The sequence below is a fragment of the Citrobacter sp. 506 genome, from assembly GCF_050434985.1.
GTDB lineage: Bacteria > Pseudomonadota > Gammaproteobacteria > Enterobacterales > Enterobacteriaceae > Citrobacter > Citrobacter braakii.
Genome location: NZ_JBNDJN010000002.1, coordinates 448,238 through 472,931, shown reverse-complemented (window position 1 = coordinate 472,931; position 24,694 = coordinate 448,238). Strand labels below are relative to the sequence as shown.

The 24,694-nt window shown below is 48.2% G+C and carries 19 protein-coding genes; 10 read left to right on the top strand and 9 right to left on the bottom strand.

Annotated elements, in window-relative coordinates:
- Positions 1-2 precede the first annotated feature (2 nt).
- From ABIE10_RS12270 to ABIE10_RS12255, 4 genes are read left to right on the top strand one after another with little or no spacing between them, the layout of a single operon-like run.
- Positions 3-2,531, top strand: coding sequence for a hypothetical protein (locus ABIE10_RS12270; protein WP_429155836.1), 2,529 nt, complete (start codon positions 3-5; stop codon positions 2,529-2,531).
- Entirely contained in the window at positions 2,531-4,096 is a 1,566-nt protein-coding gene (locus ABIE10_RS12265; protein WP_429155834.1) for a hypothetical protein, read from the top strand. Before ABIE10_RS12270 ends, ABIE10_RS12265 begins: the two co-directional genes overlap by 1 nt.
- Positions 4,096-6,861, top strand: a complete 2,766-nt coding sequence (locus tag ABIE10_RS12260) for a hypothetical protein (protein WP_429155833.1) — start codon at positions 4,096-4,098, stop codon at positions 6,859-6,861. The genes ABIE10_RS12265 and ABIE10_RS12260 overlap by 1 nt, the downstream gene beginning before the upstream one ends.
- The gene (locus ABIE10_RS12255) at positions 6,861-7,175 is read left to right on the top strand and encodes a hypothetical protein (protein WP_429155831.1); all 315 of its coding nucleotides are present in this window, start codon (positions 6,861-6,863) and stop codon (positions 7,173-7,175) included. Before ABIE10_RS12260 ends, ABIE10_RS12255 begins: the two co-directional genes overlap by 1 nt.
- Positions 7,176-7,210: 35 nt before the next feature.
- Here ABIE10_RS12255 and ABIE10_RS12250 read toward each other — a convergent pair whose 3' ends face one another.
- The 3 genes from ABIE10_RS12250 to ABIE10_RS12240 form a co-directional block, all read right to left on the bottom strand.
- Positions 7,211-7,363: a hypothetical protein gene (locus ABIE10_RS12250; RefSeq protein ID WP_003838319.1), complete on the bottom strand. Its 153-nt coding sequence runs from the start codon at positions 7,361-7,363 to the stop codon at positions 7,211-7,213.
- A gap of 67 nt (positions 7,364-7,430) precedes the next feature.
- A complete protein-coding gene (locus tag ABIE10_RS12245; RefSeq protein ID WP_429155829.1) occupies positions 7,431-8,126 on the bottom strand; it encodes a BRO-N domain-containing protein in 696 nt (231 codons plus the stop codon).
- A gap of 318 nt (positions 8,127-8,444) precedes the next feature.
- Positions 8,445-8,705, bottom strand: coding sequence for a hypothetical protein (locus ABIE10_RS12240; protein WP_042306840.1), 261 nt, complete (start codon positions 8,703-8,705; stop codon positions 8,445-8,447).
- A gap of 197 nt (positions 8,706-8,902) precedes the next feature.
- Here ABIE10_RS12240 and ABIE10_RS12235 point away from each other — a divergent pair, with 197 nt between their 5' ends.
- A complete protein-coding gene (locus ABIE10_RS12235) occupies positions 8,903-11,662 on the top strand; it encodes a hypothetical protein (protein WP_429155826.1) in 2,760 nt (919 codons plus the stop codon).
- A 38-nt stretch (positions 11,663-11,700) separates the two neighbouring features.
- Here the strand turns inward: ABIE10_RS12235 and ABIE10_RS12230 are convergent, their stop codons facing one another.
- The gene (locus tag ABIE10_RS12230) at positions 11,701-13,650 is read right to left on the bottom strand and encodes an acyltransferase family protein (RefSeq protein WP_429155824.1); all 1,950 of its coding nucleotides are present in this window, start codon (positions 13,648-13,650) and stop codon (positions 11,701-11,703) included.
- Positions 13,651-13,858: 208 nt separating this feature from the next.
- On the opposite strand from ABIE10_RS12230, the gene ABIE10_RS12225 reads away from it, so the two are divergent.
- Genes ABIE10_RS12225 through ABIE10_RS12210 form a run of 4 tightly spaced genes read left to right on the top strand, consistent with a single transcriptional unit; the run spans position 13,859 to position 15,504 of the window.
- Positions 13,859-14,263, top strand: a complete 405-nt coding sequence (locus tag ABIE10_RS12225; protein ID WP_001275998.1) for a putative holin — start codon at positions 13,859-13,861, stop codon at positions 14,261-14,263.
- The gene (locus ABIE10_RS12220; RefSeq protein ID WP_429155822.1) at positions 14,250-14,549 is read left to right on the top strand and encodes a phage holin family protein; all 300 of its coding nucleotides are present in this window, start codon (positions 14,250-14,252) and stop codon (positions 14,547-14,549) included. The genes ABIE10_RS12225 and ABIE10_RS12220 overlap by 14 nt, the downstream gene beginning before the upstream one ends.
- Positions 14,546-15,025 (top strand): TIGR02594 family protein, encoded by a 480-nt coding sequence (locus ABIE10_RS12215; RefSeq protein ID WP_113073169.1) that lies wholly within the window; start codon positions 14,546-14,548, stop codon positions 15,023-15,025. Before ABIE10_RS12220 ends, ABIE10_RS12215 begins: the two co-directional genes overlap by 4 nt.
- Positions 15,022-15,504, top strand: a complete 483-nt coding sequence (locus ABIE10_RS12210; RefSeq protein ID WP_429155820.1) for a DUF2514 domain-containing protein — start codon at positions 15,022-15,024, stop codon at positions 15,502-15,504. Before ABIE10_RS12215 ends, ABIE10_RS12210 begins: the two co-directional genes overlap by 4 nt.
- Positions 15,505-16,126: 622 nt before the next feature.
- On the opposite strand, the gene ABIE10_RS12205 is transcribed toward ABIE10_RS12210, so the two are convergent.
- On the bottom strand, positions 16,127-16,330 hold the full coding sequence (locus ABIE10_RS12205; RefSeq protein WP_072033354.1) for a YfgG family protein: 204 nt from the start codon (positions 16,328-16,330) through the stop codon (positions 16,127-16,129).
- Positions 16,331-16,680: 350 nt separating this feature from the next.
- Between ABIE10_RS12205 and ABIE10_RS12200 the strand changes: the two genes are divergently transcribed.
- Positions 16,681-18,951: a sensor domain-containing phosphodiesterase gene (locus ABIE10_RS12200; RefSeq protein WP_429155818.1), complete on the top strand. Its 2,271-nt coding sequence runs from the start codon at positions 16,681-16,683 to the stop codon at positions 18,949-18,951.
- Here the strand turns inward: ABIE10_RS12200 and ppx are convergent.
- From ppx to purM, 4 genes are all read right to left on the bottom strand, one after another.
- Complete coding sequence (gene ppx, locus ABIE10_RS12195; protein WP_016153985.1) at positions 18,931-20,472, bottom strand: exopolyphosphatase; 1,542 nt, start codon at positions 20,470-20,472, stop codon at positions 18,931-18,933. The genes ABIE10_RS12200 and ppx overlap by 21 nt on opposite strands.
- A 4-nt stretch (positions 20,473-20,476) precedes the next feature.
- Positions 20,477-22,543 carry a polyphosphate kinase 1 gene (gene ppk1, locus ABIE10_RS12190; RefSeq protein WP_003835119.1) on the bottom strand — a complete coding sequence of 689 codons (2,067 nt, stop codon included), beginning with the start codon at positions 22,541-22,543 and terminating at the stop codon, positions 20,477-20,479.
- A 210-nt stretch (positions 22,544-22,753) separates the two neighbouring features.
- A complete protein-coding gene (purN, locus tag ABIE10_RS12185) occupies positions 22,754-23,398 on the bottom strand; it encodes a phosphoribosylglycinamide formyltransferase (protein ID WP_049282287.1) in 645 nt (214 codons plus the stop codon).
- The gene (gene purM / locus ABIE10_RS12180) at positions 23,395-24,432 is read right to left on the bottom strand and encodes a phosphoribosylformylglycinamidine cyclo-ligase (RefSeq protein ID WP_049041569.1); all 1,038 of its coding nucleotides are present in this window, start codon (positions 24,430-24,432) and stop codon (positions 23,395-23,397) included. The genes purN and purM overlap by 4 nt, the downstream gene beginning before the upstream one ends.
- Positions 24,433-24,694: the final 262 nt, after the last annotated feature.

Below are 24,694 nucleotides of genomic sequence, written 5' to 3'. Positions count from 1 at the left end.
AAATGCCAGTTGTACCTACAGTTACCGGACGCCAGGTAGAAAGCAGAGGGTTTCAGTCTCCTGGGTTTCAGGCTTTCGAACAACCAAACATCGGTGATGCGCTGACACAGGTTGGCGGCAAAGCACTTGATGTTTTTGCACAGGCAAAGCAGCGTGCCGATGTCGCCCAGGCTCAGGACGCCTCATTGCAACTCAGCCAGATTTCCAGCGATCTTCTGACTAACCCTGATACCGGTCTTCTCAACATGCAGGGTAAGAACGCTCTTGGAAAGGGGCAGGCTTATACTCAGCAGTTCGACGCTCAGGCAGAGCAGATCGCGATGACACTTCCGGAAGGTGCCCGTGCTGGTTTTATGCAGCAGGCGCAGCAGCAGCGCATTCAGTTCACTACCCAGGTTGGTCGACATGAGATTAGTCAACTTAATGCATATGAAGAAGGTCAGTTCCAGGCGACTCTGGCGAATAACGGGAAACTGGCTGCCGCCGCCTACGGAGACAATGCCAACTATGTGCTCTACAACAAGCAGACCTTCCAGCAAATCGAAGATTACGGAGCAGCACATGGCTGGAGCACTGAGCAGATACAGGCCAAAAAGATTGAGTTTAAGGAGAAGGTTGCTGATGCGTCACTGTCACAGTGGTCAGCCAACAACTCCATCGAGTTCATTCAGAGCAATGGTGAGTTAAGCGATACAGTTACCGGATCCCGCCGTGCAGTATCAGAAGGTGGTTCTGGTGATAGCGCTCGTGGTATTCGCAACAATAACCCCGGCAATCTTGAGTACAGCAAAACCAATCCGTGGGTAGGCCAGACCGGTGATGATGGTCGCTTTGCGAAATTCGAAACGCCAGAGCACGGCATTCGGGCGCTTGGTCGCAACCTTCTGTCGTACCAGCGACAAGGCATTGATACTGTCAGCGACATCATTAACCGCTGGGCCCCGCCGTCTGACAATAACGACACCGACGCCTACATTCAGGCAGTATGTGCTCAACTCGGCGTAACGCCAGACCAGCCGCTTGACGCATCAAATCCTGATACGCTAAAGGCTTTGTGTGCCTCCATTATCCAACATGAGAACGGCAGCCAGCCGTACAGTGATCAGCAACTTGCTATCGGTGTTAGCGCGGCTATCGGTCTGTCACAACTGCCTACCAGCACCAAGCGTTACACGGGAAACGCGGCATTTGACGCTGCATCTCCGGAGGCCCAGGCTACATTCCTTCGCCAGGCTGACCAGATCCGTAAGCAGCAGCAGGCGGAATATCGCACTAATATCGACAGTCGTGTGCGTGATGCCAGCGCAGCATACATGCGCGGCGTTGACTTCCCTGATGCTCCTACGCAGAACGACTTCCTCGCCGCCTACGGCGTGCGGGAGGGAAATCTACGCTATACCGAGTTTCGCAACACGCAGATTGCCGGACAGTACATCGGCTCGTTCCGCAATATGCCGATCAGCAGCATTACTGCATATGTAGAGCAGTTGCGTCCTGGTACTGAAGAAACTGGGGAAGGTTATGCTTCGCGTGCTCAGTTATTTGATCAGGTAACAGCTGCGGCCACGAAGGTTATCACCCAGCGCCAGAATAACCCGTTTAATGCCGCGGTAGAAATTGGGGCATATAAGCCTATTGCAAGTAACAACCCGAATGACATCACCTCTGAGGTTGTCAATCGATTCTCGTCTCAGGAAAGCCTGCGCGCACTGGGTATCAATGCACCTATTCTGTCTAGTGAAGAGGCTGCTGCACTGTCCGAGCAGGTACGCGGTACCAAAGATGTAAACCAGACCATCAGTCTGTTGCAGAGCATGGGTGAAACTCTTCCTGCTCCGGCTATGCGACAGGTAGCCTCTGCCATTGCGCCAAACAACGCAGCAACCGCCTATTCTGCGCTGCTGCTTGGAACTCCTGATAACCAGTACGATAACACCAAGCCGTCTATCGCCTATAGCCAGTTCATAGGCTACAAGCCGACCATGAATAAATACGATGTATCGAAGGTAATCCTGGCCGGTGATCAGTTACTCAGCCCAACTAAAGCGATGAAAGATGCGGGAATAACCCCAGTCCAACTTCCGAGCGAGGATAAGCTGAAGCGAGCATTCGACGATCAGGTAGGCAACTCGTTCGCCAACAACCCGCAGGCGCGCCAGCTCAGCTATAACCTGTTTAAAGCCGCTTACGCCGGAATCGCTTATCAGTCCGGAGACGCTTCCATGACGAGAACGGATGCGGCCAACTCAGATGTCGTAGAGAAGGCTGCACAGTACGCCACGGGGGGTGTGTACAAGGGGTTTAATGGCGGTGATGTGGTAATGCCATTCGGCATGGATAAATCGACATTTAAGGACCGCTACACCGCATCTGCTCAGCAGGCGCTGAAAAACGCCGGGCTGAATGTCAACGCCGCATCAAACTTCACACCAGTCAATATCGGCAATAACCAGTATCGGCTGGTAAGTGGCAGCGGTCGCTGGGCTACGGATCCGAAAACCAATGAAGCTATCGTCGTGAGGGTTGAATAATGGCTGATGTATTTTCTCTGGCTCCGGAAGGCCAGGCGTGGACCGACGATAAAACAGCAGCCAACCCGGCACGACCAGAAGATTACGAGCCGACTTTCTTCCAGGGTTCAATCGCTGCACCAGTGCGCGGCGTGGCGGAAGGTACTCTCGGTCTCGCTCAGTCTGCTGTCGGATTTAGTAAGCGCCTGATAAGCGATCCGGCATTTACCGCAGACGTTGCGCCTACCGTCAATATCTTCCGAGTGATGTTTCCAGATGCCGACAAGGCGCTGAATGATACCTACGACACGATCGGCAAACAGTTGCAGGATGCACGAGGGTACGTGAAACCGGATGCTGGGAGCCAGGGGACCGCGGCAGAGGTGCTATACGGTCTTGGTCAGTTCGTCCCTGCCATTGGCGCTACGATCATCGGTGGACCAACCGTCGGCGCAGCAACGGCATTCAGTTCCACGTATGAACAGTCCTATCAGGACTTCAAAGGGAAGGGGGTAGATGAGCCTACAGCGCGTAACCTGGCAACGCAGCAGAGCCTGTTCAACGCGGCTGGCATGGCCCTTCCTGCTGCTATCGGCACCACGCTGACAACACGCATCGCTTCAGGTGTGGCAATCAATACAGGATTCGGAGGGCTGAACCGGTATTCAGTCGGCGAAACGCTGGAGGAAAAAGGCTATACCGAGATGGCGAAACAGTACCGGGTATTCGACGGTCAGGCGATGCTGGTGGATGCGGTGCTGGGTGGTGCTTTTGGTGGTGCCCATCACCTTGCTGCGCGAAATGCTGATGTTCCTCCTCCGGCTGATACTGAAGCACCGATCCCGGCGGCAGAAGTGCATAGCACACCTGAAGTAACCGCAGAGCCATCACCGGCGACTGAAGCTGTGCCAGTGACTGATGCGCCAGGAGAACCGATGCGATCTGATGCTCAGACACCGGTGAAAGAACCTACCGCAGCTACAGATATTCATGCCATTAAGCCGAGTGACATCGATGCAGCTCACACGCTGAATGAAGGGCTGTATTACGATCTGGAATCGTCGCCTGTTCTGCATGCCAATAACGAGAGCATTAACAGCCATGTGGCGGCCATGGATGAAGCGTACCGGCAACTGAATGATGGGCAGCCTGTTAACGTTGGGATGATGGCGCGCGGGCTGGATGGTCCTGCGCGACCAGGCATGCTGGAATCAGCAAACGAGCAGTACCATGCAATGCAGCAGGTTTTCGAAGAGAATGGTGTCAGGTATGAAACGCCGTCAGAACTGGCTGGAGAAGCTCCGGCGCCGCGTGCCGAAAGTGCATTCACGGCAGCAGACGAAACAGGCGGACAGGTCAGTGTGGATCCAGACACCGGCCAGGCGATTTCATCCAACAGTTACGACCTGATGGCGGCGCGCGATATGGCGACCACTAATCCGGATCTGACAATTACACACCCTGACACTGGGCAGCCTGCGAAACTCTCCGATGTACTGGCTGAATTTGATGAGCAAATCCAGACCGTGCAGAAAGAATCGAAAGTATATTCCGTTGCCGCCGCGTGCTTCCTGAGGAACCCATAATGAAACAGGCATGTGTTGAAGCCATTGCGCAGACACTGGGACGCCAGCCAAAGGCTGATGAGCTAAAAGGTATTGAGGACCGTATCAAAGAAGCCGTACGTCAGGTGCATAAAAAGAATGCCAGGGAAGGTAAAACTGGCATCCCGGATGCGCAAACATACATGGAAGCAGCTGATCTTGTGAGTCAGCGCGTTGTGCATGATGTCTATAAGAAGCGCCAGCGCGTAGCTCAAAACGCGATCGCCATCAGCAGGGTTACAGATACCCTTGACACCAATATCCCGCCAGAACAGCAAACCCCCGCCAATTTGCAGCAGTTTATCTTCGCTGGGAGGCGTACGAAGATTTTCGGAAAAGATCCAGATATCAACGTGACCTCTGCCGAAGAACTGGCTACTGGAGCTTATCAGGACTGGTCACGCCAGCTCAGCGCTGAACTGCTCAAGGCAGGTGATGATGTCCGAAAATTCTTCGAACAGAGCAAAGCGCTTGGCGAGCAGAGGTTCCGCAGCCTGTTCGACCAGCAGGCTGCAAAGTCTGCACAGTTCCAGATCCTGAAAGAGCTGTACGGCGAAGATACCGGGAACCCGCAGGCGAAGAAAATTGCACAAGTATGGAATGACGTAACCAGCCGTGCTCGCCAGGAGATGAACGACAACGGTTTTGATATCGGTCTGCGAGACGACTGGCATCTGCCGTATGTGGACGACGCTGATTTTATTCGCAACGCCGGGCGCGATGAATGGCTGGCTTCACTCCCTGCTGCTGAGCGTGTGAAGGCTCAGTTATCCGGTCGTCAGCCCCCAATTGAGTTCGCCCGCCAGGCATGGGTGGATGATGTCTACAACACGCAGGATCGTAGCAACTACGTCAATCCGGACGGCAGCCCGATGAATGACATCGAGTATCGTCAGGCGCTGGAAGCGATCTTTGAAACTAAAGCTACTGACGGGGCCAACAAAATCGACCCTGGCGCATTCATGGGAACCGGCGGAATAAAGAGCCGAGGATCACAGAGTAGGGTAATGGCATTCAAGGATGCGCAATCTCACTTCGCCTATATGGAGCGCTATACGCAGCAGCCGGTGGCTGGCGTGATGATGTCACACCTGCAATCATCTTCTCGCGATCTGGGGGTTGTTAAAGCCTTCGGACCTGACGCTGCCAGAAACTTTTCCCTTGTGCTGGACCGTGTGTACCAGCGAGCAGTCACAGGAGGAAAGGCGGTAGGGCATATGAACGAAGAGCGTAAGATGGTTGAGCGCATGTTCAACTCGATGGCCGGGCTTAACGGTGCGGCTACATCGAGTGTATTCACGTCGGCAGTCGGTGGCCTGCGTAACCTGATGACCAGCGCCATGCTGGGCACCAGCGTGCTGACGGCAACCAGCGATCAGGCCATCATGCGCGCCAACGCTCAGGCACTTGGCTTCACCCGCGACGGCATGCACCTTTCAGCCAACACCATTAAGAACCTTTTTAGTGGTGACGCGAAAAGGGCGAATGCTGAGCTCGGCTTGCTGGTAGATTCGCATGCTGCTGTCGTATCGAAGATGGGAGGATTTGACCTTTCTCGCGGTATTACCGGCTGGTTTGCTGAGAAGACCCTGAAGTGGTCCGGGTTGATAGCCATGGACCGCGCAAACAAAGCTGCGTTCGGCCTGTTGATGTACAAAAACATTGGCGAACTGACGCGCAAATATAAGACGCTGGACGATGTTAAAGGGTCAGATAAAACCATCCTGGCTAACAAAGGCTGGAGCAATGAGGACTGGGCTATCATGGCAGCGGCAGACCTCCAGCCAATGACAACCGCCGGGCATATGGGCATGACTCCTGATGCGATTTACGCAGTGTCCGATGACGTCATCACCGGTATCATGGCAGACCGTATTGCACAGGTTCGCGCCGGGAGCGAAGCCGCACTGGCAGCGCTTGGCGATCTTCCTCCTGAGCGTCTGAAACGGATGAAAGAAGCATTCGACGCAGAAGCAGAGCAGACTATCACGCGCATGGTTCGCAATGCCCGCGCTGAATCCGCACAGAAATTGCTGGGTATCACACACGGTGAAATGACCAGCGCCGTAACGACCGCAACAGGTCTGGACACATACGCCCGCGACGATGCCGGCCAGTTAATTAAGAGCTTTATGCTCTTTAAGACAACTCCGTTTGCAGGTTTTCGTCAGTTGGTAAATCGCTCCAAGGATCTTGATACGGTACCTGCCATAAAATTCCTAGCGTCTTACATTGCTGGTACGACACTGGCCGGGATGTTTGCAAACCAGATGAACAGCATGCTTACCGGTAATGATCCACTCGACATGTCCAAGCCAACGACATGGGTGCAGGCGCTACTGAAAGGCGGCTCTTTCGGCATCTACGGCGATTTCCTCTTTCAGGACCATACGCAATATGGCTCAAGTATTGCGGCTACCATTGGCGGGCCAGTGCTGAGCTTTGCAGAACAGTTAACCAAGCTACTGATCACTAACCCGCAGAAGGCTCTACAGGGTGAGGAAACATCATTCGGCGCCGATGCGCTTAAGACCGCTAGAATGATCACCCCTTTCGCTAACCTTTGGTATGCTAAAGCAATAACTAATCACCTGATCCTGCAACAGCTTCAGGAGATGGCAAACCCAGGGTACAACGACAGAGTAAGGGACCGCGCACAGCGTGAATTCAACACAACTAGCTGGTGGGAGCCTGGCCAGACAGCTCCGCGTAGAGCGCCAGATTTAGGGAAAGCGGTGGGTAACTAATGACGAGAGATAAAATCGAATATATCGCATCTCTTCAGTACGAAGCAGAGAGATGGAAAAAGATAGGCGGATGGGGATCATTGATAATGCTATCAGCATTACTCATCGACCTTTGGTTCAGGCATATAGGTGCAGCATCACTACTTTTTGAATCAGCCTTGCTTGGAGGGTTTATATGCTGCTGGGGTGGTAATTTTGATAGAGCAACGCGTCACAAGAAAGAGCTTGACACGATTTGCTTATCTTTATTCGGCAAGAGCTATGAAAGTTCTTACCTTGATATAATAGAGCTAAATAAAACTAAAAAAATGTGACATGTCACAAAGGCCGCCGTAGCGGCCTTAATTTTTCAACGCCCGCCAGGACGAGAATCAGCAGAACGACCACCGCAGCGTGATCCATCCGAAGCTGTATCGCTGTCATGCTGGCAGTTTCCAGCGAAAGCCTGTGTAGCAGAACCCAGAGACAACAGAACAAACAGCACTGCTAATGCTTTTTTCATTTCTTTTTCCATGTGTAGGCCACTAAATTATGGCGAAGAATTGTAGCGCTTCCCTGCGCCTCTGTCCTCAGAACTTACCGACCATGCTGTTGATGTACTGCGCGTGCGTCTGGATATCGCGCAGGCATTTACTGGCACCAACGATGTAACTCACCATCGCCGTGAACTCTGCTACAGCACCTTCAACGTCATGTCCGTCGCTATCTAACTGGCGCAGCAGGTTCATCATCAGGGAGTGCTCAGACAGGCCAAGAACACCTTCAGGTGAATGGATGTGCTCACGGTAGTTCGGCTTGAGTGGGGCGCTGTATTCCTGCTTTTCTCCCGTCTTCATCGCTTCCAGAATGGCTGGCATGAAGCTGGCCACAACCTTTTGCGCTTTATCTGCCGGAGATAATTCCTCACAAACGTAGCGCCCGGTGCGACGGATTTGCGGGAGAACTTCGCCAGTTACCCATTTGCGGAAGCGGTAGGGGATAGTTCCTGGAGTAACCGCATCGCGGCAGCGAAGGATCAGAGTGTAGAGGCCTGATTCATTGATGACGCTAACTGACTGGCTTCCTCCAGGGGTGTAAGTTGAACTTACTCCCTTCTCATCATCATCAAGTGCCTTTAAAGACATGCGTGAGTTTGTCAGACCAAGAGCCTTGCAAATGTCTGATGCAGCAAACCAAGGGTTACCATCGATATTAAACATGCGAACAGGGGTAGAAGATTCGAATTTAAACACTGCATCAGGGGTGGGGTTTTTCTGAGCTGTCATAGCGATCACCTTTGTAGTCAGGTTAATCACCACCGAAGGTCTCAATCTTGCGGGTGGTGAACTGAGCAGGGTTGAGACTACCGGCTACAAAGGACCCGGCCAGCCTTTCGGCTGCCCCGCCCAGCCCACCATAATTTGGGTGTCGCTGTGCATTACGCATAAAAAAACCGCTTGCGCGGTAAATGCGCCTTTGTAGTCAACGGGGTCTCAATCCCGGCACTGGATTTTGCCAGTGCCTGATCACTATGGCACAAGTATTTTGCGTTGTAAATTTACCGTAAAGGTAATAATAAACGCATGTTGTAGGATATTTCAACCTTATGTGGTTTGTTTTCGTAACTGTTCGGCACAGTAATCGAGATGCGTTTGCAGATCCTGCATAGTCATTTGAGAACTTGTGACGTAATTCACAAGCGCAACCAGTTCAGCAAGTGGCCCATCAACATTGAAGCCATCTTTATCGAGTTCCCGCAGCAACTTCATAAGATGCGAATCCTCCACCAGGGACCTAACGCCTACCGGCGTGTGTATTCTTTCCTCAAATCCTTCTTCCATCGGATGGTGATACTGCCGTTGCATCTCTTCTTCTCCATGCAATCACTGTATAAATATACAGTATCAGAAGATGTCAGGACTATCCAGCATGAAATGCAAATTACCTGTAAGGTAATAAAACAACTGATTAATACCTAAACGATTCATATAAGGTTTTCTGGGTAATAGAATGATCCAGAGTGCATGCGCGCCGGGCGCAAAAGCAATCTGGAGAAAATGACATGACGGTTTCAACCGAAGTTGACCACAATGACTACACTGGGAACGGGGTCACGACATCATTCCCCTATACCTTCCGAATTTTTCATAAGTCTGATCTGGTGGTGCAGGTTGTTGACCTGAGCGAAAACATCACTGAATTAACACTGGACACTGATTACACGGTAACTGGTGCTGGCGGATACACTGGCGGAAATGTTGTTTTGTCATCGCCTCTTGCCGACGGTTATCAGATTTCGATATCACGAGAGTTGCCGGTTACCCAGGAAACAGATCTCCGAAATCAGGGTAAGTTCTTCGCAGAAGTGCATGAGGATGCTTTTGATAAACTGACGATGCTGATTCAGCAGGTACGCAGTTGGTTAAGCCTTGCTCTTCGTAAGCCATCATTCGTGGCAAATTATTATGATGCTCTTGGCAATAATATCCGTAACCTGCGCGACCCTGTCAGGCCGCAGGATGCAGCTACTAAAAATTATGCAGATTCATTAAGCGCAGGAAACACATCTTATACAGATTCTTTGTTCAGCAGAACGATCCGCACAGGAGAAAGCATCCCGCAATTACCACCTGTTGAGTTCCGCAAGAATAAAATTGTTGGTATGGATAATGACGGTAACCCGATCATGTTGTTACCGGAATCTGGTTCTGCCTCTGATGTTCTGCTGGAGCTGGCAAAGCCTACTGGTGCCAGTTATATCGGTACTAAGTACGGGAGTCTTGACGAATACATAGATAATACTCCAAGCCTGTTAGCAACAAAGTATATGGATGAAACTGAGATGGCAGCACTGGAGTCAGGTGACTTGTCAGTAAACCATCAGCCAAAAGTCCAACAGGTAATGGATGAGGCCCATAACAGGAAATGCTCAGTGTATTTCCCGCCTGGTACATATTGCTTTGATACCGCTGTTAACGTCTGGTCTTACGTCCGTTCTATTTGGGGTGACGGTAGTGCAATTATTACTCGTAGGTATCGCACGTATTTTGTTGATGGCTCGACGATAGATATTGATCCGGCGCGTGATACACGGAAATTATTCCGATTCCTGAGCGGTGCTGTAGGTGCTCAGTCGGTGCATGGGTTACAAATTGATGGTAATGCACGTTCAATTGAAGTTGCTGCATCGGGAACCAGCAGCACTACAGGAATTCCAGACCAAACTTATTATGGTGATATTGAACCAGGTGGTACATCTCCTTATGTACATGGTCCTGATGGTAATATTCCAGTTGCTGGGGAGACATATTATAACCATGACAAAAAAACGTCAGGACTGGTCGTTTTTGATATGGTTTTTAAAGATGCTCCTGGTAGTTGTGTAGCTGGTAATGCGAGGAATTTGCGTGTTTCATGTAACTCTTTCCTTGGTTGGTATGATCATGCAGTCTATTGTGCTGGTCAGGCGTTTTCGGATCTGGGAAATGGCATATTAATTGGTGATATTACAGTAACTGGAAACACTTTCAGAAACAGAATAAATACACGCGGAAATGGTTCGGTTAAGGGCCGATTTGGGTTCAACAGATATAATGTGACAGGTAATACATTTGATTGTATCGATGGATGCATGGCTTTCGATACAGGACATGGGATGGTTGGTAGTGTTTATGCTATGCAGCCATGGGGGCAAATAACAGTATCTGGGAATACTGCTACAACAAGCAGCTATTGGATGATGATATACACGAACAGGGGTACTGAGTGGTTTGACACAGGATGGGTTAATAGTATAGAAATTACAGGGAATACAGTCCAATCACAGGATAGAATCCTTCTTTTAGGAATATCTGGAAATAATGATTACATTATGAATTCTTATAATGTATCCATATCTGACAATTATTTTTCTGCGCCGTCATTTTTAACTTTGTATACGCATGTTATAAACTCAGACTGGAAGATAGATAACAATATTATTAATATCACAAGCACTGGAATGATAATTGGAGTAGATCAAGATGAAATTTCAAACTCAGTCCTGCGTCTTACTAATAACATTATGGGTAGGTTGCTAACATCAGGAACCGCCAACTTACATGTTAGTAATTTTGAGCGTGTATTCATTCATGATAATGAAATAAGAAATTGCTCTTTAAGTTTCGGAAGTTATAGTAAAGAGTTATTTATTGATAGAAATGACTTTAGATGGTCAACATCTTTACCATCTACGCCAGTTTTTGGGGCAATGTGGAGTAACTCTGGAGGGGGGTATCAAAAAGTATCATTAACAAATAACAATTTCACTGGTGCATATAATAGATTCAATATTAAATGCTCTTCTGATTGTGTTGTAGAAATATCAGGCAATCAGTTAGGGACCGTCTCATCATTTTTTCTTGATTTAAGCGCAAGCGGTTATACTCCAAAGATACTTCGAGTAAATAGAAATATACTAAGGGGTGGTAATGTTATTGCTAGTTTGCCATCAGGTATATCCCTTGGTTCCTCCAATAGTATTATGGAGTTAACTTGCAACATGATTACCTCACAATCATTTACATCTCAGGGCGTTGCTACATTATTAAGAGACGATGGAAACCAATCGTGGTTATCTCACTATCAGACCATTAGATGTGTCAGAAATAATTTTATAAATGCATTGGCATGTTTGAAAATTGATGGTGCTGGTTCGTCATCGGTATCCACATCAAATAAGTTTTGGTTTGGCGAAAATCTTACCGTAAACTCAACTTTAACATGTAACTATCCAGTCGTTAATAAAGCCAATACCGATATAATTCAGACTCTTAGCGTTTAATATAAATCAGGCGCCGTTTAACGGCGCCGCTTCTACGATTACTCTTTAACGAAAAGTCTTCCAAGTTCCTTTGAACCAGACCAGTTTAAGTGTCCGCCGTCTCTATAGATTATTTTCCCATTAATTTGACCTGTGCATGAACCATTTTTGCAGAGGATATTGTTAGGATCAATATAAGTGATTTGTGGGTATTTTTTAACAAGATAATGAATAAACTCATCATCTCCTATAACCTCTTTTTTCATGTATTCTTTTGTGGAAATGTCTTTTCCACTTATTTTTCCTGATTTTATTTTATTGAAATCAATGCCATTAACAGAGTTGAAAATTATCACATTCACACCGTGATTGATGTATTCTTTAATCATGGATTCAACTCTGTTTCTATAGTCTCTAGTGATGTTGTTACCATTGGAATCAAACAGAGCGCATTCATGAGGTATACCAGTGATTTCATCACGAGAACATTTGTCATATTGTCTCCAGTCTGCAGATAATACAACGTACTTATATTTTAGAGATTCATTGAATATCCAAGAGGTAAAGCTTGCTGTGCTGGTTTTATATTCATTTTTGAAGTTAGGGCGACCAAAGGAGGTTGCTGGTATAGGTGGGGTCCAGCTTATTGTTCTTTCTTGAAAATTAAGTCCGTTAGCCTTCCCGTAAGAGTCAAAGAACCCTGCACTTGCATTCCCAAAAGAGTCTCCCCATAGGTATCCATCAACAGGTCTTGATGTATCACCAATGTTACACTCTGGAATTATTTTTTTGATATCCCAATTGTTTTTATAATAGTTTGTATGGCAATCGCTTCTTATTTTGCTAGGATCATTTTCAGCGCTCAGTTCATCGATGTAACCTTTGAATCGGTAAGCGAATCCATCTGTTTTATATGAGGCAATAGTGATTCCTGTAAACGCAATGACAGGTAAAACGAAAAATATTATGACTGTTTTTTGAAATGAAAAATTCAGATACCTAGACTTATTTTCAATAAAATGAAATGTTATGCTTGATAACAATAGTGTGGTAATGATAATGGTTAATTGATTTAACGGTGTTAGAGGCAGGCCCCTATAATTATAAAAGGCAATTAATGGCCAATGCCACAAGTAAGCGGCATAGGATATTTTCCCTATGTAAACAATCGGCTTAAAACTAAGGATTTTGTTAACTGGTGGATAAATATTGCCATTACCAGCAATTATTATCATTGCAGTTCCAATACATACAGGCAGCGCATTCAAGCCTGGGAAATTTGAATGCTTTGACAATATTAATGATGAAGCAATAATGATTATTGCACCTAACGATGCAAGTAAAGACCTGATCTTGATTGTAGGAAATGTATTTTTTAGATAAATTGAGCATATACCACCGATTAACAATTCAAAAGCTCTAGATGGTATCATGTAGTAAGCAAATGAAGGATTGGTGAATGTTAAGTATTGAGAATATCCAATGGATAACAAAAGGAAAACTATGAATATAACTGTTCCCTTTTTAAATATAAATGCTATGGTTAATATTATCGGCCAAATAATGTAAAACTGCTCTTCAACAGATAATGACCATGTGTGTAAAAGCGGGAGATTGTCTGTAGACTGATCAAAATAACCACCAGTGTTCAACATGAAAAAGAAATTGCTTAAAGAAAGCAACGATGCAAGAGCACTATTTATGAATTCTTTAAAATCTGTTTGCATCATGAAGAAGTATGATGCAATGAATGTCACCGCAACTACTAACAGTAGAGTTGGGTAAATTCTTTTTATTCTCCTCAGATAAAAATCTTGATAGCTAAATGTCCCGTCTTGCAATTTAGGATATATGATTCCAGTGATTAGATACCCAGAAATCACAAAAAAAACATCAACACCAACAAAACCACCACTTATCCCCTGCACTCCAACATGGTATAGGATAACCAACAACACAGCCAGTGTGCGCAAACCATCTATGTCAGGTCTGTACTTCATTTGATTCATTTTAATCCCATTCAAACGTTAGCTATTATAATTTTAGAATTTAAACCTAAGTAGTAAAGTGATTAAGTCTAATGCAGATTATAATATTATCACCCAAAAGGTAATTTTGGTAGGAGTTATCCTAGGTAATTCAAACCATATATGGTTTATTGTGTATGATGTGATCACCAACTAAGGGGGTCTTTATGCACAGTAAACGGTGGTCATTATGTCAGCCCAGCTAACCAGTGAGTCTTTAAATCAGTGGCTTAGCATGGGGTCTCTAGCTGCGGTTATCGCCGGAGTTCCTCCCGAGGTGGCTCTTGGTGCTTTATCTGGTGCGGTAATATTTATTACCTCAGCCGTTGAGTATCCAATACGCCGCCGGGTTCTCCTGTCGATGCTCAGCTTTCTATGCGGGCTTCTCTTCTACAAACCAACTGCATCAATCCTTATCGGCGTAGCCAGCCTGATCCCAACTATCACGCAGGATTCATTCGAGAAAGGGATCGTCTTCTCTGCTGGCGCGTTCGTGTCAGCAATCGTCGCAGTACGTATTGGTATCTGGCTCTATCACCGTTCCGACAATCCACGCGATTTAATCCCGGGGAGAAAAGACGATGACAACTCATGAGCTGCTTTTACTCATTGCCAATGCGGTTATCTGTTCTGCGATAGCAATCCGCGTCGGAACCTTCCGGCGTAATGGTTCGCAACACCGCCGATGGGGTGGATGGATAGCCTACTTCCTTATCGTGGCATCAGCCAGCATTCCCATCCGCGCTGCCTATGCCATCTGGTATCACACGCCAATGGCCGCCGATTTATCGGAGGTCGTCATCAACGCTGTCATGCTTGCCGCCGTCCTGAAGACGCGCGGTAACGTCGTGCAGATTTTCAAAATATCGAGGTCATCATGAGTGAGTTAGCCTGGATTACAGAAGCACGTAAACATATTGGGCAGATGGAGATTAAAGGACCACGCCATAATCCGTTAATCCTCCAGTTCTGGAAAGACATTAAGCGCGGCGGTATTAAGGATGACGAAACGCCGTGGTGCGCTGCCTTTGTCGGTGCGATGCTGGAACGAGTTGGTATAAAATCTACCCGTTTCGAATCAGCAAAATCATACCTTAACTGGGGTGTTGGTTTGCGGGAACCGGCATACGGTTGTGTGGTGGTATTCAGTCGTGACGGCGGCGGACATGTCGGATTTGTGGTCGGGCAGCACCAGAACGGTGACCTGATGGTTCTGGGTGGTAATCAGTCAGATGCTATCAACATTCGTGCATTCTCACGCTCCCGCGTGACAGGTTATCGTTGGCCTGTGAACGTCGCCAAAGACAACCGGCAACTCCCTTTGATGACCGGATCGGTATCAGTGAGTGAATCATGATCATGTTATTGGTGAAAACATACTGGAAACAGTTGCTTATCGTGACGATGCTTGCTGCTCTTGTGGTTGGCTGTCGTGTCGCATGGGTTAATCATGGTGAAACGCAGTACGAAGCTGGGTATGCGAAGGCGCAGGCAGACCAGAAACAGGCTGATGATAAAGCCCGTAAGCACGATGAACAGGAGAAAGCTACCAATGAACGTAAAGCGCAGCAGAGGATCGACCAAGCGCGCAATGATGCTCTTGATGCTGCCGCTCGCGCTGGCAGGTTGCAGCAACAGCTCGTTGCCATCCGTGATCAGCTCAGGCAGTATAACGCCACTTTCGGCGCTGGGGCGTCAGCCGCAGACACCGGGGTTTTGCTTGCCGACGTGCTCAGCAAATCTCTCGAGCGAAACCGACAACTGGCAGAGTACGCTGATCGGTCATCCGAAGCCGGACGAGTCTGTGAAAAGCAGTACGATTCGCTGACCAGGTGACATGGCATTTTTCATGGTACTGATTTCCGGTGACGGTATATAAAACGGTATGAAAAATTTCATTGTTTTAAAAGTTGTTATCAGTCAATTGCTTATGTTATCCGTAAATAATTGAGTGGGAATAATATTCCTCCCGTTTAGCGGTTTCTGAACCGGTAGTATGTAAAAGCCCTCTGTTTACAGAGGGCTTTTTATTGCGCGAATTTTATCGATGCGACTGTCCAGCTCGATAGTAGGGTTAATCACACACTTAATGTCTGCGATCCATTCAACACCGCTTCTTATTTACGGAAATAATGAAAAATACTCATGGTATTACCCTGTAGAATTTAATAATGGTAACAATTCAAATAAGCATTTAATTTCATGTGAAATATGAATGTTTTAGTCAGTGATATTTTCTGTAGATATTAATTAGCGTCAATTTGAGCGCAGTGTAGTGGGATTAAAAGATTGTGTATTTGTGCGAAAAAAACGGTTGATTATCCGATATATCAGCACGTGTGGGTGGGTAAGACTGCGTGAAGTTTCATCACTCAAATCCCTTACCGGATGGTTAAATGTCAGGCGATTAGCCATCCGGTAAGGAATCTTAATGCTGGAGTATCATCGGCGCGAGCGATCAGCGTACGTCAGTTTGTGCAGGAGATGCCTGTTGCGGCTGGGTGATCTGCTGAGATTCTTTTTTGTTCTGGTGGTGGTGCCACGCACCTATGGCGGAGTAGACAAAGCGTCCGAAGAAGAAAAGAAAGCTGATAAGCAGTACGATCCGGATCATGCGACTGTTAAATCGGTGTCGTTTGCGTAGGCTGGTAACCTGGCTCACAAAAGGTTCCTTGTAGTGTACCCAACTGAGGGCGATAGTCACATTAAGGCATACTGTGAGGGAATGGTCAATTTTTCGTTATGTAAAATTGATTCAGTTGTTTTATCTATTTATGTTATGGAAATTAATATTATTATTTGCATTAATAATGAGATAACGATAAAAAACCATGAAAAGAGTAATAATTGATTAATGAGGGACTTATTTATTGATATGTATCAAGCATCACCCTTTGCTGACAACTAGAATTGATGAGTCATTTTAATGTATTTAACTTTATCGTTTTAACGTCAGGTGGGATGCCTGTCCGAATACCCCCTGCAGGATGTGCGGGATTCTACTGAGCATCTATGAAACTCAATAAAAATTATATTGGTATTAGAGATAGATGGTGGGCGTTACCTCTCATCTTGCCTTCTTTGCTGTTGCCTATATTGAGCACTGCTAACACCTATGCCCATATTAGTACCGGGAACGTAATTCTTTTCTACCTGCCTTTAGCGCTAATGGTTAGCCTGATGTTGTTTTTCGGCTGGGCGGCATTACCAGGAATTATCATTTCCATCATCTGGTACAAATATCCGCAGGTTGGGTTATTTGAAATGCTCTCAATAATTTCGCACTTTATAGTTACGATAGTGCTTAGTTGGGGAGGGTATAAAGTTTTTGCTCCCCGGCGTAATAACGTTTCTTACGGTGACTCCCACCTGATGTTTCAGCACATGTTTTGGCAGGTTTTCTGCCCGGCAACGCTGTTTCTGCTATTCTTCCATTTCGCCGCGTTTGTGGGCGTCTATGAGAGCAAATCCGGCATGGTGGGCGTTATGCCCCTTAATACCGGCACGTTGATCAACTATCAGGCCATGCTGGCCGGGAATCTGGTTGGGGTTCCACTGTGCTACTTTATCATTCGCACGATTCGTAATCCTTTGTATATCAGAGGCTATTTATCTCAGTTAAAGCAGCAGTTTGACACCAAAGTTACCAAAACAGAGTTTGCGGTCTGGCTGATTATATTGACCATACTAATGACATTGTTGTGTATGCCGTTAGATGAGCAAAGCTCGATATTTAGCACGAATTATACCTTGTCACTGCTGCTGCCCGTCATGCTATGGGGAGCAATGCGTTACGGTTATAAATTTATTTCGTTAATATGGATGCTCGTACTCATTACAGCAATTCATTATTATCAACGCTATATGCCCTGGTATTCGGGTTACGATGTGCAGCTTGCCATTACCTCATCGAGTTACCTGGTTTTCTCCTTCATCGTGAATTTTATTGCCGTACTGGCAACGCGCCAGAGAATTGTTGCCAGACATTCTCATCGTCTGGCCTTCTTTGACCCCATGGTGCATATTCCGAATTTGCGCGCTTTGAACCGGGATTTGAGAAAGGCGCCATGGTCAGTGCTTTGCTTTTTGAGTGTTCCGGGTATGGAACTGCTGGTGAAAAATTACGGCATTATGCTGCGTATCCAGTACAAGCAAAAACTTGCCCAGTGGGTAAAGCCATTGCTGAAACAAGATGAGCATGTCTATCAGTTATCGGGTAATGATTTAGTGCTGCGTTTTAACACCGAGTCGCATCAGGAGCGTATTGAAGCGCTGGACAGGCATATCAAGCAGTTTCGTTTTATCTGGGATGGCATGCCTTTACAGCCGCAGGTGGGGATTAGTTTTTGCTATGTCCGTTCTCCTGTTAACCACATCTACTTGTTACTGGGGGAGTTAAGCACCATCGCCGAGCTTTCTCTGGCGACCAATGCGCCAGAGAATTTGCAGCGCCGAGGCGTGATGCACCTGCAACGTGACTTGAAAGATAAGGTTGCGATGATGAATCGTCTGCAACTGGCGCTGGAGCACAATCGCTTTTTCCTGATGGCGCAGCCGATTTCAGGCGTGCGCGGCGATGTTTATCACGAAATTCTGCTGCGGCTAGAGGGGGATGATGGTAAAACCATCGGTCCTGACAGCTTCTTACCGGTAGCGCATGAGTTTGGATTGTCATCCAGCATCGATCTGTGGGTGATTGAAAATACGCTGAAGTTTATGGCGCAGAATCGGGAAAAAATGCCCGCCCGTCGGTTTGCTATTAACTTATCTCCCACGTCGGTATGCCATGCCCGGCTTCCGCATGACATCAACCAGTTGCTGATTAAGTACAAAGTTGAACCGTGGCAGCTGATTTTTGAAGTAACGGAAAGCAATGCCTTAACCAATGCGGAACAGGCGCAGGCAACGCTACTGCAACTGCAATCATTGGGCTGTCAGATTGCGATTGATGATTTTGGTACCGGATATGCCAGCTATGCGCGGCTGAAGAATGTGAATGCCGATATCCTGAAAATTGATGGCAGCTTTATTCGCAACATCGTTTCGAATAGCCTCGACTATCAAATCGTGGCCTCTATTTGCCATTTGGCGCGGATGAAAAGAATGCTGGTGGTTGCGGAGTACGTCGAAAGCGAAGAAATACGCAGTGCGGTAATTTCGCTGGGGATTGATTACATGCAGGGGTATCTGATTGGTAAACCACAGCCGTTGCATGAAATGCTGGAAGAACAGGTGCCAGAAGAACTGGCACCTGCTGAGAGCTTATGCGGCGATATCGGGTGAACTCTCTTCTTCAATTTTTAGTCGCCAGCCGGTAACGGCTTCCCAGTATTGCTGCTCTTTTTCCAGATCGAGCAGCACCAGCGCATTCTGGCTAAACCAGTCATGCGGAAAGCGTAAGGTCCAGTGGTTGTCGTCGGTAATTAGGGTCAGCGTCGGTGGCGTGGTGGTCGCCTGTCGCTGATTATTCAGCAGCACGCCCAGGCGCAACAGCTGAATTAACGGCAGAAACTGTTTTTTCTTGAACAGCGTAAAGCGGGGCAAATCATCCAGTTTCACCGCTTTGCGATGATATCGAACCAGGGTTGCCATCATCAGCTGTTGTTCCTGATTGAAACCCGGTAAATCGCTGTTTTGGAGGATATACGCCGAGTGGCGATGTAAACCGCTGTGGTTGATGTTCAGCCCAACCTCATGCAGCATCGCCGCCCAGCGCAGCAACGCTTCCAGTTGTGGATTGGCCAGCTTTGGCTGCTGCGTATGCCACTGGTCGTACATTTGCATCGTCGTTTCCAGTACGCGCCGGGCCTGTTCGCTGTCGATGTTGTACTGGTTCGCCAGGCTGCTCGCGGTACGGCTGCGAACGTCCTGGTGGCGAAAACGACCTTCCATCTCATACAGCACGCCTTCGCGTAGTGCGCCATCAGAAAGGCGGAGTTCGCGGATAGCCAGTGCGTCAAAAACGCCGCACAGAATCGCGAGTCCCGGCACAAACACCGCTTTTCGCTCTTCAGACAGCCCCGGCAGGCTGAGCGCATCGAATGACGCATGCTTCAGCACTTCGGTTCGCAGTTTGTCCAGGCGTTCAGGGGTGATAAAACCATCTTTCTCACCCATCTCCAGCAGCACTTCGTGTGCCGCTTTAATCGTGCCCGACGCGCCCAGCGCAACGTTCCAGCCCTGAATGCGAAACTGCCAGGTTAAGGTTTCAAGCTTTTGCGCTGCCGCCATGCGCGCACGCTGGAAGTTTTCCCGACTAATAGCGCCGCCCGGGAAATACATCTGAGCAAAACTGACGCAGCCCATACGACGGCTTTCCACCAGTTTGGGCTCGAAATCTTCGCCGATCACCAGTTCTGTTGAACCACCGCCGATATCAATAACCAGCTTACGACCCTTTTCCGGCTGGGTGTGCTCCACGCCCATAAAAATCAGTCGGGCTTCTTCATTACCGGAAATAATCTCAATCGGGTAGGGGATAACTTTTTCTGCTCGCTTGAGAAAATCGGTCGCATTTAGCGCCTGACGCAAAGTATGGGTTCCCACGATGCATACACTTGATGGGGGAAAGCCCTGCAGACGTTCGGCGAACAGCGACAGGCAGCTTAATCCGCGCTCCATTGCCTCTTCGCTCAGCTTGTTATCTTCGCCGAGGCCATCCGCCAGATGAACGCGCTGTTTCAGTCGCCCGATAATCTGCATTGCGCCATCAACCACGCGGGCAATGACCATATGGAAACTGTTTGAACCAAGGTCGACCGCAGCAAATTCCTGCGGTCGTGGAGTCTTGTCGTGTATTGGCATAGCGTTAGTCAGGTTGCTCGAGTGATTTGATGTAGTCGTATATCGCCAATTGTGACTGAACCTTACGGCGGTTTCCGCGTGGTACGTAGCGATTACTGAGTTCTTTATCGATGAAGCGAGCCTTCACCGTGTCGCTGAACAGGATATCGATAATATCCAGCACCCGTTGCTTAAGACGCGGGTCCAGCAGCGGTGTGGCGACTTCGATGCGATAGTCGATATTCCTGGTCATCCAGTCTGCGGAGGAGAGGTATACCTGCTTGTCGCCACCGTTTTCGAAGATATAAACCCGGTCGTGTTCAAGGTAGCGGTCAACTATGCTTATCACGCGAATATTGTCGCTAATGCCTTCCAGGTTCGGAATCAAAGAGCACATACCGCGAATCAATAAATTGACTGGCACGCCTGAGCTTGAGGCCGCATAGAGACGATCAACCAGGCCTTTATCGACCAGGTTATTCAGTTTTAGGGTGATACCGGAAGGCTGTCCTTGCTGCGCGTTGGCGATTTCTTTGTCAATCATCGCGTACAGCAAACGGCGCGAGTTCTGCGGAGAAACCAGCAGATAATCGAACGTCACCGGACGATACGGGTTCTCGATGAAGTTGAACACCCGACGAACCTCGTTGGTAATGCGTGAGTCGGCAGTAAGTAACGAATAGTCGGTATAGAGACGCGCCGTTTTTTCGTTGAAGTTCCCCGTCCCGATATGCGCATAGCGCACAACTTCATCACCTTCTTTACGCGAGATAAGGAACAATTTGGCGTGAATTTTCAGGCCCGGCGCGGAGAAGATGACGTGAACGCCTGCCTCGGTAAGACGCTTGGCCCAATGAATGTTGGCTTCTTCATCAAAGCGAGCCTGCAATTCTACCACCACGGTGACTTTCTTACCGTTGTGCGCAGCATGGATCATCGAATCAATGATGCGCGAGTCTTTGGCCACACGGTAGATGTTGATTTTTATCGCCAGCACGCTCGGGTCGAAAGAGGCCTGGCGCAACAGTTCAAGAACGTGCTCAAAAGTGTGATACGGATAATATAGCAGCACGTCGCGTTCGCGAACGGCGTCAAAGCCGTTACGAAACTTCTCGTTATCGAACCAGATATGGCGCAAACGCGGCAGCGGTTTGTTCACCAGGTTAGCTTTGCCAACGTTGGGGAAATTAATAAAGTCTTTGAAGTTATGGTAACGCCCGCCGGGAACAATCGAGTCGTAGCGAGAAATCGTCAGCTTTTCACGCAGTACCTCGACCAGCGCATTGGGCATGTCGCGCTGATAGACAAAACGTACAGGCTCTGCGGTCAGACGCTGTTTCAGGCTGGACGACATCAGCTCCATCAGGCTCGATTCCATCTCGTGCACCAAATCGTATTCGGCATCGCGAGTCATTTTCATCGAATAGGCGTTCAGCGCATCGTAATCAAAGAACCCTTTGAAAATGTCGTCAAGGCAGTAGCGTAAGATGTTGTCTAGCAGGATCATCGGTTTGCGACGGCGCGGGGTTTCCGGCGGTAGATTCACAAAACGGGGAACCTTGTCGGAAGGGATTTCCAGCAGCGCGTAGCGGATCGTATCGCCGCGGATAATTTCCACCGCCAGATAGGTGTAGTCATCTTTCAGAAACTGAACTAAATCCGTCTCGCGGTTGATCAGGATCGGTGTAATGTGCTGGCGAAGATATTGTTTGAAGTAGTGGCGTAACCAGCTCTGTTGATTGACCGACAACTGACGTTCATTGATAAGGAAAATCTGGTTGCGCGCCATCTCCAGCAGCAACTCGTTGTACAGGCCGTCAAATTCCTGATCGGCTTTTAATACACGGGCCTGGATTTTACCTAACAGATGGCGGGAGTGAGAGTTTGAACCCTGTTCTTCGCTAATAATGATTCGGCGCTTCAGTTCGGCAAAACGAACCTTATAAAACTCGTCGAGATTATTGGAATAGATGCCTAAGAAACGCATCCGTTCGATCAACGGGTTTGACTTATCAGCAGCTTCCTGGAGTACACGTTCGTTGAACGCTAACCAGCTGAGTTCTTTCTCGATGTATAGCTTTTCCTGACCCATTACCACTTTTACTCCGTTTCATTCACGGGACACTACCGATTTATTATGGCGAGCATTGCTCTCAGATGTCCAACAGTGCCAGAAAAATATGACAATAAACCGTCTGATAGCAAAGAGAAAGGGGGAGCGTAGATGAATACCGGAGATGTTAACCGGAAAAGGTATTTATGCCTGTAAACCGGATGGTGAGATCCGGTTTACAGGTTGATTTTATTCTTCGTCGGCGGCGTAGCCTTGTGGCGGCAGACGAACGCCGTCCAGCCATGCTGCGTTATCACGCATCTTCAGGCGACCATCAGTAAACCAGCTTACCACCAGCGGGTAAATGGTATGTTCCTGGGCCTGGACTCGTGCCGTGACATCATCTTCGCTGTCGCCTTCAAATACCGGAACCTTGGCCTGGAGAATAACCGGTCCGCCGTCCAGTTCATCGGTGACGAAATGGACGGAGGTGCCATGCTCTTCATCGCCGTTTTCCAGAACCTGACGGTGCGTGTGCAGGCCAGGATACTTCGGCAATAAAGACGGGTGGATATTCAGCAATCGTTCAGAATAGTGAGCAACAAACGCTGGACTTAGAATGCGCATATAACCGGCCAGCACCACGACATCGGGGGCATAAGCGTCGATCTCTTGTATCAGTTGCTGGTCGAATGCTTCGCGACTGGCAAACTGGGCGGCTTCCAGCGAGTGTGCAGGAATATTCGCTTCGCGTGCGCGCTCAAGGCCGAACGCATCGGCCTTGTTACTGAATACTGCACGTATGGTGCCATTGATTTTATTCTGTTCGCAGGCATCCATTATCGCCTGCAAATTGCTTCCGTTGCCGGAAATGAGCACCACAATGTTTTTCATTCAATGACCACACGCTGTTCGGAATCAGAAGCTTTGATGATACCGATTTTCCATGCGTTTTCACCTTTCTCATTGAGCAAAGCAAGGGCTTTGTCCACTTCAGAAGCTGGCAGGGCGATAACCATGCCTACGCCGCAGTTAAAGGTGCGATACATCTCATGCTGGCTGACGTTACCCGCCGTTTGCAGCCAGTTGAAGACGGCTGGCCACTGCCATGAAGATTCATCGATCACAGCCTGCGTGTTGTCTGGCAGAACGCGTGGAATATTTTCCCAGAAACCACCGCCGGTCAGGTGGGCAATGGCATGCACATCAACCTTCTCAATCAGTTCCAGAATGGATTTGACATAAATGCGGGTCGGGGCCAGTAAGTGATCGGCCAGCGGCTTGCCTTCAAGCTCGGTGATTTCCGGGTCACAACCGCTGACTTCAACAATTTTGCGCACCAGAGAGTAGCCGTTGGAGTGCGGACCGCTGGAACCGAGTGCAATCAGTACGTCGCCGTCAGCCACTTTTGAACCGTCGATGATCTCAGATTTTTCGACGACGCCAACGCAGAAGCCTGCCACGTCGTAATCTTCGCCGTGGTACATCCCCGGCATTTCAGCCGTTTCACCGCCGACAAGCGCACAGCCAGACTGCAGACAGCCTTCGGCAATACCGTTAATGACGCTGGCTGCGGTATCCACATCCAGTTTGCCGGTAGCATAGTAGTCGAGGAAAAACAGCGGCTCAGCGCCCTGAACCACGAGGTCGTTGACGCACATTGCGACGAGGTCAATGCCGATAGTGTCGTGGCGTTTCAGATCCATCGCCAGACGCAGTTTTGTGCCGACGCCATCAGTGCCGGAAACCAGTACCGGTTCACGATATTTTTGCGGCAATGCGCACAGCGCACCGAAGCCACCCAGACCACCCATAACTTCCGGACGACGAGTTTTCTTTACTACGCCTTTGATTCGATCAACCAGAGCATTACCTGCATCAATATCAACACCGGCATCTTTGTAGCTAAGAGAGGTTTTATCGGTCACTGCCTGCTTCCCCACATGTTTACTTGCAGTAAAAGTTAAATTCGGCGCAATTCTAACAGGGAAAGCAAACGTTTGCGAGCCTGCTCTGCATCAAGTTTTATGTGCTGATTTTTTCAGCATTTTACAATCATTTATCTATTTGTTTGAACTGCGCCACGAAAATGAAACCGGGTACAGTCTTGTGCTTGAAACCTGTCTGCTGAATACACAGTATCGTACTGAAACCGGTTTCTGTTTTCTGTTGCGGACCTCATCAACAGCG

Bases quoted from the DNA above. Each gene is read 5' to 3' on its own strand.
- ABIE10_RS12270 (WP_429155836.1), top strand. From the start codon at position 3: ATGCCAGTTGTACCTACAGTTACCGGACGCCAGGTAGAAAGCAGAGGG.
- ABIE10_RS12245 (WP_429155829.1), bottom strand. From the start codon at position 8,126: ATGACAGCTCAGAAAAACCCCACCCCTGATGCAGTGTTTAAATTCGAA.
- ppk1 (WP_003835119.1), bottom strand. From the start codon at position 22,543: ATGGGTCAGGAAAAGCTATACATCGAGAAAGAACTCAGCTGGTTAGCG.
- purN (WP_049282287.1), bottom strand. From the start codon at position 23,398: ATGAAAAACATTGTGGTGCTCATTTCCGGCAACGGAAGCAATTTGCAG.
- ABIE10_RS12240 (WP_042306840.1), bottom strand. From the start codon at position 8,705: ATGCAACGGCAGTATCACCATCCGATGGAAGAAGGATTTGAGGAAAGA.
- ABIE10_RS12215 (WP_113073169.1), top strand. From the start codon at position 14,546: ATGAGTGAGTTAGCCTGGATTACAGAAGCACGTAAACATATTGGGCAG.
- ABIE10_RS12210 (WP_429155820.1), top strand. From the start codon at position 15,022: ATGATCATGTTATTGGTGAAAACATACTGGAAACAGTTGCTTATCGTG.
- ABIE10_RS12230 (WP_429155824.1), bottom strand. From the start codon at position 13,650: ATGAATCAAATGAAGTACAGACCTGACATAGATGGTTTGCGCACACTG.
- ABIE10_RS12225 (WP_001275998.1), top strand. From the start codon at position 13,859: ATGTCAGCCCAGCTAACCAGTGAGTCTTTAAATCAGTGGCTTAGCATG.
- ABIE10_RS12255 (WP_429155831.1), top strand. From the start codon at position 6,861: ATGACGAGAGATAAAATCGAATATATCGCATCTCTTCAGTACGAAGCA.
- ABIE10_RS12235 (WP_429155826.1), top strand. From the start codon at position 8,903: ATGACGGTTTCAACCGAAGTTGACCACAATGACTACACTGGGAACGGG.
- ABIE10_RS12250 (WP_003838319.1), bottom strand. From the start codon at position 7,363: ATGAAAAAAGCATTAGCAGTGCTGTTTGTTCTGTTGTCTCTGGGTTCT.
- ABIE10_RS12260 (WP_429155833.1), top strand. From the start codon at position 4,096: ATGAAACAGGCATGTGTTGAAGCCATTGCGCAGACACTGGGACGCCAG.
- ABIE10_RS12220 (WP_429155822.1), top strand. From the start codon at position 14,250: ATGACAACTCATGAGCTGCTTTTACTCATTGCCAATGCGGTTATCTGT.
- ABIE10_RS12200 (WP_429155818.1), top strand. From the start codon at position 16,681: ATGAAACTCAATAAAAATTATATTGGTATTAGAGATAGATGGTGGGCG.
- ABIE10_RS12265 (WP_429155834.1), top strand. From the start codon at position 2,531: ATGGCTGATGTATTTTCTCTGGCTCCGGAAGGCCAGGCGTGGACCGAC.
- ppx (WP_016153985.1), bottom strand. From the start codon at position 20,472: ATGCCAATACACGACAAGACTCCACGACCGCAGGAATTTGCTGCGGTC.